Origin of the sequence: Kaistella pullorum (genome assembly GCF_014837035.1) — a bacterium.
Classification (GTDB): Bacteria; Bacteroidota; Bacteroidia; order Flavobacteriales; family Weeksellaceae; genus Kaistella; species Kaistella rhinocerotis.
This window is the reverse complement of the sequence record NZ_JACSPS010000007.1, coordinates 1-7,262: the sequence shown is the minus strand read 5'-3', so window position 1 is coordinate 7,262 and position 7,262 is coordinate 1. Positions and strand designations below refer to the sequence as shown.

Annotated in this window: 11 protein-coding genes; 9 read left to right on the top strand and 2 right to left on the bottom strand. The window is 35.2% G+C overall.

Translation table 11 applies throughout. The features are described from left to right. The first annotated feature begins 112 nt into the window (after positions 1 to 112). The 6 genes from H9628_RS11580 to H9628_RS11555 all read left to right on the top strand — a co-directional run bounded on the left by H9628_RS11580 (position 113) and on the right by H9628_RS11555 (position 4,537). Positions 113 to 721: a restriction endonuclease gene (locus H9628_RS11580; protein WP_251834304.1), complete on the top strand. Its 609-nt coding sequence runs from the start codon at positions 113 to 115 to the stop codon at positions 719 to 721. A 620-nt stretch (positions 722 to 1,341) separates the two neighbouring features. Continuing rightward, entirely contained in the window at positions 1,342 to 1,557 is a 216-nt protein-coding gene (locus tag H9628_RS11575; RefSeq protein WP_209815953.1) for a hypothetical protein, read from the top strand. A gap of 230 nt (positions 1,558 to 1,787) precedes the next feature. Continuing rightward, positions 1,788 to 2,318: a hypothetical protein gene (locus tag H9628_RS11570; protein WP_251834303.1), complete on the top strand. Its 531-nt coding sequence runs from the start codon at positions 1,788 to 1,790 to the stop codon at positions 2,316 to 2,318. 161 nt (positions 2,319 to 2,479) lie between these two features. Further along, positions 2,480 to 3,139 carry a DUF6000 family protein gene (locus tag H9628_RS11565; RefSeq protein ID WP_251834302.1) on the top strand — a complete coding sequence of 220 codons (660 nt, stop codon included), beginning with the start codon at positions 2,480 to 2,482 and terminating at the stop codon, positions 3,137 to 3,139. Between the two features lie 151 nt (positions 3,140 to 3,290). Further along, on the top strand, positions 3,291 to 3,908 hold the full coding sequence (locus H9628_RS11560) for a hypothetical protein (RefSeq protein ID WP_251834301.1): 618 nt from the start codon (positions 3,291 to 3,293) through the stop codon (positions 3,906 to 3,908). A gap of 215 nt (positions 3,909 to 4,123) precedes the next feature. Beyond that, positions 4,124 to 4,537, top strand: coding sequence for a toxin-antitoxin system YwqK family antitoxin (locus H9628_RS11555; protein ID WP_251834300.1), 414 nt, complete (start codon positions 4,124 to 4,126; stop codon positions 4,535 to 4,537). A 43-nt stretch (positions 4,538 to 4,580) separates the two neighbouring features. Here H9628_RS11555 and H9628_RS11550 read toward each other — a convergent pair whose 3' ends face one another. Continuing rightward, the gene (locus H9628_RS11550; protein WP_251834299.1) at positions 4,581 to 4,979 is read right to left on the bottom strand and encodes a hypothetical protein; all 399 of its coding nucleotides are present in this window, start codon (positions 4,977 to 4,979) and stop codon (positions 4,581 to 4,583) included. Between the two features lie 182 nt (positions 4,980 to 5,161). Next, positions 5,162 to 5,512, bottom strand: coding sequence for a hypothetical protein (locus H9628_RS11545; RefSeq protein ID WP_251834298.1), 351 nt, complete (start codon positions 5,510 to 5,512; stop codon positions 5,162 to 5,164). A gap of 25 nt (positions 5,513 to 5,537) precedes the next feature. Between H9628_RS11545 and H9628_RS11540 the strand changes: the two genes are divergently transcribed. From H9628_RS11540 to H9628_RS11530, 3 genes are all read left to right on the top strand, one after another. After that, positions 5,538 to 5,873 carry a hypothetical protein gene (locus tag H9628_RS11540; RefSeq protein ID WP_251834297.1) on the top strand — a complete coding sequence of 112 codons (336 nt, stop codon included), beginning with the start codon at positions 5,538 to 5,540 and terminating at the stop codon, positions 5,871 to 5,873. A gap of 23 nt (positions 5,874 to 5,896) precedes the next feature. After that, positions 5,897 to 6,451: an uL10 family ribosomal protein gene (locus tag H9628_RS11535; RefSeq protein WP_251834296.1), complete on the top strand. Its 555-nt coding sequence runs from the start codon at positions 5,897 to 5,899 to the stop codon at positions 6,449 to 6,451. Between the two features lie 160 nt (positions 6,452 to 6,611). Next, positions 6,612 to 7,052 carry a DUF7684 family protein gene (locus tag H9628_RS11530; RefSeq protein ID WP_251834295.1) on the top strand — a complete coding sequence of 147 codons (441 nt, stop codon included), beginning with the start codon at positions 6,612 to 6,614 and terminating at the stop codon, positions 7,050 to 7,052. Positions 7,053 to 7,262 lie beyond the last annotated feature (210 nt).

The following is a 7,262-nucleotide window of genomic DNA, read 5'->3' as shown; positions in this document are numbered from 1 at the left end:
TTCGCTAAGTTTAAAGTCCGGTTTTTGTACGGAGATCTGGGGCAGCAGCCGCAACCCTCCATATACGCCGGACGTTAGCGGTCAGCTTAAAACGAAATAACATAGACAGACAATGGTTATAGACTTCAAAGAAATACCACAAGCAAATGGTGGTGACGGACTTCAAGACACCTTTGAACTTTTTTCAAGGGATTTTTTTGAAATTCTCGGCTACGAAATTTTACAACACCCAGACAGAGGAGCAGACGGAAAGAAGGATTTGATAATCCAAGAAACAAGAGTAGGTGTTTCGGGGACAACTAAAATCAAATGGTTAGTTAGTTGCAAGCATTATGCACACACTGGCAAATCTGTGTCAGACACAGACGAGCCAAATATACTTGACCGTATTTCAGTTCATAATTGTGACGGATTTATTGGTTTTTATTCCACTTTACCAGCGACTTCATTGGGTAAAAATTTTGACGGACTCAAAGCCAAAACAAACATTCAAAATTTTGACAGAGAACACATTGAAAAGATATTACTTGAATCGCCTCAAGGTTTAAAATTAGCCAGTAGATATTTCCCGATAAGTTTTGAAAAGTATAGAACAGAAAACCCTAAACCAGCTAAAATATTTTCTGACGAACCGACTATCAATTGTGAATATTGTAATAAAAACCTCTTAGAAGGCGGCACAGGTATCTTTGTTACGTTAAGAAAGTTTACTGACTTTTAAGCAAAAGTTGTAACTAAAAATCCATATGAAGAAGCATACTTCAGCTGTAAAGGACATTGCGATACTATTTTAAAAAATAAGTATTTACAAAAGGGAGATTACATAGACGAATGGATTGACATTTCAGATTATTTGACACCGACAGGTTATATTAAAAAGGCAATGGCTTGGATGAATGGAATGAATATAGACAACGAAAAACTTGAAAAGAATGCTTTTGACAAGTTGAAAAAACTATTCTTAAATTGTTTTCCATACATTTCACGTGAACAAACAACGGAAGAAAAAGAAAGAATTAAAATGTATTTGCAAAATGGGTGGGACGACCTTTTATAGAAGAAAGCCGAACCGCTAACACGGGTTTTGCGTCAGGCGGGGTGACGTGCAAACTTGGAGCTTTGTGCTTCTATTCAAGTGTAGTGCAGGTTGACAGTTTTGTGCTCCGAAACCCGCCCGAACGCAAAGCCCGAAAACGTTAGCTGTAATGCAACAAAAATCTCGTCAAGTAACATGTAATTGAAATTTTATTATTCTCTGAAAAAATTAGGAATGAATTAAAAATTTTAAAACGTTCCTAACGATGTGTTAGCATTAAAAACTCAAAATACTTGAACTTATTTATGAATGAAAATGTACAAATAATTTTAATTATTCTTTCTTCCATACTTTTAATTAGTTGGACAATTTTTGACGGTCTAAAATTAGGTCGAAAAATCAAACGCAAAAAAGCAGGTGATAAAAAAGATGAAATCAAAGCACTTAGAAATTACGGGAGCGAAAATATGCTAATAAGCTCATTAGAAATTATCGGTAGTTTTTTGAAGAAAATATTTTAAAAAGCACTACAGCTAACAGTGTATTTGCAAAAAACGGGGTTAACGGTTTCTTTGAGAATTTATTTAATAAAACACGCAAAAATGCTTTTCATCTTTCAATTTTCGCTAATTTAGAAATCTGAAAAAGCATTTTGCTTCGGGCGATTTTTCTTTCCACATTTGGTTTGCAGTAGCCCGTTCTTCGCAAATACTTTTACGTTAGCTGTTATCGCACAAAATCATCATACCAAATGAATTTTAAAGAGAAGGAAACTGTAAACTTTAGAGATAACTGGGGATATTTAAGCATAGTAACTGTAGGTCCTGCTTTTCAAATTTCGACTCTGAATCTCAAAAGTACTATTTCAGAATTCTTAAAAACTAAATATTTTATTTGGAATTATGAAAGTGAGCCTACCGGTCAAAATGTGATTGTAACACAGGGGAATGGTGAAAAGACTGAATATTCAAACGAAAAATTTTATGGTTTTTATGAAACTGAAAAGTTAGAATATATTGACTTTAAGAGTATTGATTTCAAAACTTTCGAAAAAAATATAGAACAGACCATTTTGCAAGAAACTAATGCTGAATTCTTAAAGAAATGTTCACAGACACTTCAACGCTTTAATCCTAATTCTCTTTTCTTTTTTTTGAATCCGTCTGAAAACAAAATTCCTAAAATTGTGAAAGATTGGCCAATTTACACGTACTTCTATTCATATTTAATTATTGAACTTGAGAATAATGAAATAAGTCTTGTAGAATTTGGACTTGACTAAACAGCGACAATAGCTAACAGTGTATTTCTATTAGCGGGGTTGAAGTTTACATCATAAAGATTTTCGCTAGTTGTTTATTTCGTTATATTTACAAATATCAGTTATAATAAGCCCCGCCAACAGAAATACCCAACCGTTAGCAGGCATATTAATAACGACAAATGGACGACAAAGAAATCGAAGCAATAAAATTACACGTAGCGGGTGCGACAGTTCGACACACGCCCCCCTTTGACGACTTAAAATCGTTTAAGAACGACTTTGAATTGTCGAGAGACTTCCTCGACAAATGGGTGATTCCCTTTTTTATGAATATTGGTCATTTCTCTGGACACCTAGACACAAAATGGATTGACAGTTTAAAGCGGATTAAGTGTGAAATCACTCCTGAGATTATTGAGCAGAATCTTGGCGATTTCAATTGGCGAACAAGGCAAACGGGCGCTTATTTTTCAGCCCTTACCAATCAAACACAGTTCATCGACATTATTGGAACACATTTATTGAAGAGTGAAGTTTCCTATGCAGGTGGCGCGTATTGCGAGGTGTTTGCTTCTTTCAATCTGCCGAAATGTATTGATTATCTAAATCTATACCTTGATTATTATCTAACAAAGCCTGACTTGTGGTTTGACCAGAAAGATGCGATGGAAGCAATTATGTATCTTGACAAAATCAACTCAACAAATAATATTGACAGACATAGAAGTAACTGGATACAATTTATAAAAAACAAACCAAATTGGCCCGAAGAAATCACGACTGACAATCTCGAGAAACGATTACAGGTAATAGAAACCGTGAAGAAATACGCCTGCTAACAGGGGGTTTGCGATAGCGGGGTTCCGTGCTTCGCAGACACATTTGTGGAAGGTGGAAGTTAATTTCTCCGAACGAAGTTTAGTGCTAAAACTCCCCGCCATCGCAAACCCCCAAAACGTTATCTGCAATCCGATTTCCAATATTGCGTTTATGAAAATCATTGAAATTTTAACCTATAAAATTCCCAAAACAAATCTACTAAATAGGGTTTTAAATTTTTTTGCTCCATTTATCCTTGTTCCATTTGCCCTAATTATGTTAATTATTGTAATTCCAATTATGTGGATTTATGAGAAAATTAAAACAAATATAATTGGAATAAAACCAACTGAAAATTACAAAACCGAAAATGTTTTATTCAGTGATGGAAATTTCCATATAATAAAAGAATATTATGATCCTGTTGATGAATCTAAAGAAAATGAACCATTATATGTATTCTTTTGGAATCTTGCAGAATACGACGATGAATTTTTGATTTTTAAAATCAGAGATGAAAAAAGAATTACGGAATTAAATGATTGCTATATTACCGATTTTGAATTTAAATCTGCAAATAATATTATTCTGCAAAAACTGAGCGTGGAAAACAACGAAGTAAAAACATATTTAATTAATTTGAATACAGAAAATGGTAAAGTCGAATTTCTCAGTGAAATTGGAAATTTCATCTTAACAAAATTTGATAAAAAGAAAAATTCAATAATTGGTTATAATAATGTAGATAAAATTGAAATTAAGTTAGAAAATAATTCGCACTGCAGATAACAAAGTATTTCTATTAGCGGGTTGAAGTTTCCATCATAAAGATATTCGCTAGTTGTTCATTTTGTTATATTTAGCAAAACCAATTATAATAAGCCCCGCCAACAGAAATACCCAACCGTTACCTGTGATCTTATAAACCCTTTATGAAAAACACATTTTTAATTCTTTTATTTACGATTATCTATTCCCAGAGTTTTTTCTCTCAAACGGTAAACATGGATAATTACGAAATTTATCTGGGAGATAAATTGATTGGAAAATCAGATTTTCTTAAAAACGCTCAGAATATACCGACAGATAAATCGCAAAAACTTGAATTTAGACCTATAACTGATGGAATCAAAACTGCTTACTATTTAAATGGGAGTATTTTTTCAAAAGGTGAAATTAAAAATCAAAGGGAAAATGGATTTTGGGAATTTTGGCATCCTAACGGTCAAAAAGCCCGTGAAGGGAACTTTATTGATGGGAAACAAAACGGAACTCACAAATATTGGTATGATAACGGACAGTTAAGAGGAATTGGTAATTGGGAAAATGGAATATATGAGGGAACGTGGGAAATTTATAATGCAAGTGGTTCTGAAAAAACCATTCAAAATTATAAAAACGGAAAACTCGTTGAATAAAAAGACCACAGGTAACAAGGTATTTCTATTAGCGGGTTGCAGTTTACATCATAAAGATTTTCGCAATTTGTTCATTTTTTTTATATTTATAAAAACCAGTTATAATAATCCCCGCCAACAGAAATACCCAACCGTTACCGCCCATACTACCTTCCGCCGGTCCAAAATCCGTTTTTGTAATTAATTCAGCATTGGAAATCCGGGCTTTTTCCGAGAGCATGACAACGGGTTCCGGCATTTCGTGATCACTAAGTCGCCCCGGTATTATGTTTCTCGCGCTTACGGGCGATAACATCGTATATGGCGGATTGCGGAAGTCTGCTTTTGTATCAGAATTTTCGCTAAGTTTTAAGTCCGGTTTTTGTACGAAGATCTGGGGCAGCCGCCGCAACCCTCCATATACGCCGGACGTTACCGCCCATACTACCTTCGGCCGGTCCAAAATCCGTTTTTGTAATTAATTCAGCATTGGAAATCCGTGCTTTTTCCGAGAGCAGGACAACGGGTTCCGGCATTTCGTGATCACTAAGTCGCTCCGGTATTATGTTCCTCGCGCGTACGGGCGGTAACATCGTATATGGCGGATTGCGGAAGTCTGCTTTTGTATCAGAATTTTCGCTAAGTTTAAAGTCCGGATTTTGTACGAAGATCTGGGGCAGCCGCCGCAACCCTCCATATACGCCGGACGTTACCGCCCATACTACCTTCCGCCGGTCCAAGATCCGTTTTTGTAATTAATTCAGTATTGGAAATCCGGGCTTTTTCCGAGAGCAGGACAACGGGTTCCGGCATTTCGTGATCACTAAGTCGCTCCGGTATTATGTTCCTCGCGCGTACGGGCGGTAACATCGTATATGGCGGATTGCGGAAGTCTGCTTTTGTATCAGAATTTTCGCTAAGTTTAAAGTCCGGATTTTGTACGAAGATCTGGGGCAGCAGCCGCAACCCTCCATATACGCCGGACGTTAGCACCAATTTTAAATGACGACACCGAAAAAATATGTTCGACTTTTTTAAGAAAAATAAAATAAAACTACCAGACAATTATAAAGACCTTATAAACGAGAAGGATTATTCTATTTTTTTAGATAAATGTTTGACAGTTTTGAAAGGACTAAATGTAAATGTAATAAGTTTAGACGATGGAGACATTGTATATGAAAATAAGGACGGTGAAGAAGCACATTTTTACTTGGACAACATACTCCGAAAATATGTTATGCTTAACTCAGGCGAGAGAGAACAAGAAATAGAAAGACATTTTAAACAACTCCAAGACAAGTCAGACGCATACGAATACTTTTCAAAGATTTTGAATATGCAAAGCAATTTTTAAAGGTTGTTGTTAAGCCAATAGAAATGCTTGACAATTACTATGAATTTGTTAACAGACTTGACTTTCCAAACTTAGTAACATTCTTAATTTTTGACTTTGAAGAGCAATTTCATTACATAAGAAAGGAAAATGCCTCATTATGGCAGGTTGACGAAAATGACTTGTTTGAAATAGCACTTGAAAATCTTGGAAGCGAAGAAATGGAAGCAAAGGAATATACATTTGGCGACAAGTTTACGGTTTACATATTGTTTAGTGGTGACTTCTCTGCACCTTTCACTCTGCTCATAGACAAATATTTAGAATTTTCAATTGGAACATACGGAACACTGCTTGCAATCCCGACAAAAGGAACAGTTTTTTTACACCCAATTGAAACAAAAGATGTATTGGACTTGACAGAAATACTGCACCCAGAAATTGAAAAGTTTTATCACGAAGACCCAGGAAATATATCACTTGACTTTTATTGGTTCTACAACGGACAGTTTGATATATTTAAGAAAGAGTATCACGACAACCAACAAGTGACAATAACTTTACCTAAAAAACTTGAACAACTATACAAAGGAGAATAGAAAAACTGTTGCTAACAGCCGTTTTGCAAAAGCGGGGGTTTCGTGCTTTTATGACAGTGAAATGCTAAATTCAAGCTTTGTGCATCTAATGAAGTTTAGTGCTAAAAATCCCCGCCTTCGCAAAGCGGCAAAACGTTATATGCCATTTTAAACCGAGCGCATGAACATTAACGACAGAGAAATAATTACAGTAAAATATACGACTGAACAAAACTGGATTAAGAACGTTCCTCAGTCAAACTGGCTTTGCATTCTGGTTGACAACGACAGACAAAGAAATTATTTGGACGAAGTAATATCCAAAATAATTAATAATGATGTTTGTTATGTCTGCACGGTTGGACAAAGTTGTGAAAAGACGCACGACTTAATGGACGAAGAAATTGTCTTTAGAGAAGTTGACATTGAAAAACTATACTTGCCAAATCATCATATTATGACCACTTGGCACACCGACTTTGATGAAGGAATTTGGTTTGCAATATTTGCGGCTCATCATGAGGAGGTATCAATTGACAAAATAGTTGTTTTGGACATGACTGACGGGAACGAACTTAATAGAATTGATAAAATATTGACCGACTTAAAAGTAAATAGATAGAAAAACGGCATATAACACAGTATTTCTATTAGCGGGGTTGACGTTTACATCATAAAGATTTTCGCTAATTGGTCCTTTACTATATTTACAAAAAGAAGTTATAAAAAATCCCCGCCAACAGAAATACCCAACCGTTACCAGCAAGCGTAAACAAAAACCCGCACAAAATTATGCCTGACAAATCTGAAAAAGAAAGACGCAAAATTATTG

Excerpts from the sequence above, each read along its gene's own strand:
- H9628_RS11540 (WP_251834297.1), top strand. The coding sequence starts at position 5,538 with ATGTTCGACTTTTTTAAGAAAAATAAAATAAAACTACCAGACAATTAT.
- H9628_RS11535 (WP_251834296.1), top strand. The coding sequence starts at position 5,897 with ATGCTTGACAATTACTATGAATTTGTTAACAGACTTGACTTTCCAAAC.
- H9628_RS11570 (WP_251834303.1), top strand. The coding sequence starts at position 1,788 with ATGAATTTTAAAGAGAAGGAAACTGTAAACTTTAGAGATAACTGGGGA.
- H9628_RS11530 (WP_251834295.1), top strand. The coding sequence starts at position 6,612 with ATGAACATTAACGACAGAGAAATAATTACAGTAAAATATACGACTGAA.
- H9628_RS11565 (WP_251834302.1), top strand. The coding sequence starts at position 2,480 with ATGGACGACAAAGAAATCGAAGCAATAAAATTACACGTAGCGGGTGCG.
- H9628_RS11555 (WP_251834300.1), top strand. The coding sequence starts at position 4,124 with ATGGATAATTACGAAATTTATCTGGGAGATAAATTGATTGGAAAATCA.
- H9628_RS11575 (WP_209815953.1), top strand. The coding sequence starts at position 1,342 with ATGAATGAAAATGTACAAATAATTTTAATTATTCTTTCTTCCATACTT.
- H9628_RS11560 (WP_251834301.1), top strand. The coding sequence starts at position 3,291 with ATGAAAATCATTGAAATTTTAACCTATAAAATTCCCAAAACAAATCTA.
- H9628_RS11580 (WP_251834304.1), top strand. The coding sequence starts at position 113 with ATGGTTATAGACTTCAAAGAAATACCACAAGCAAATGGTGGTGACGGA.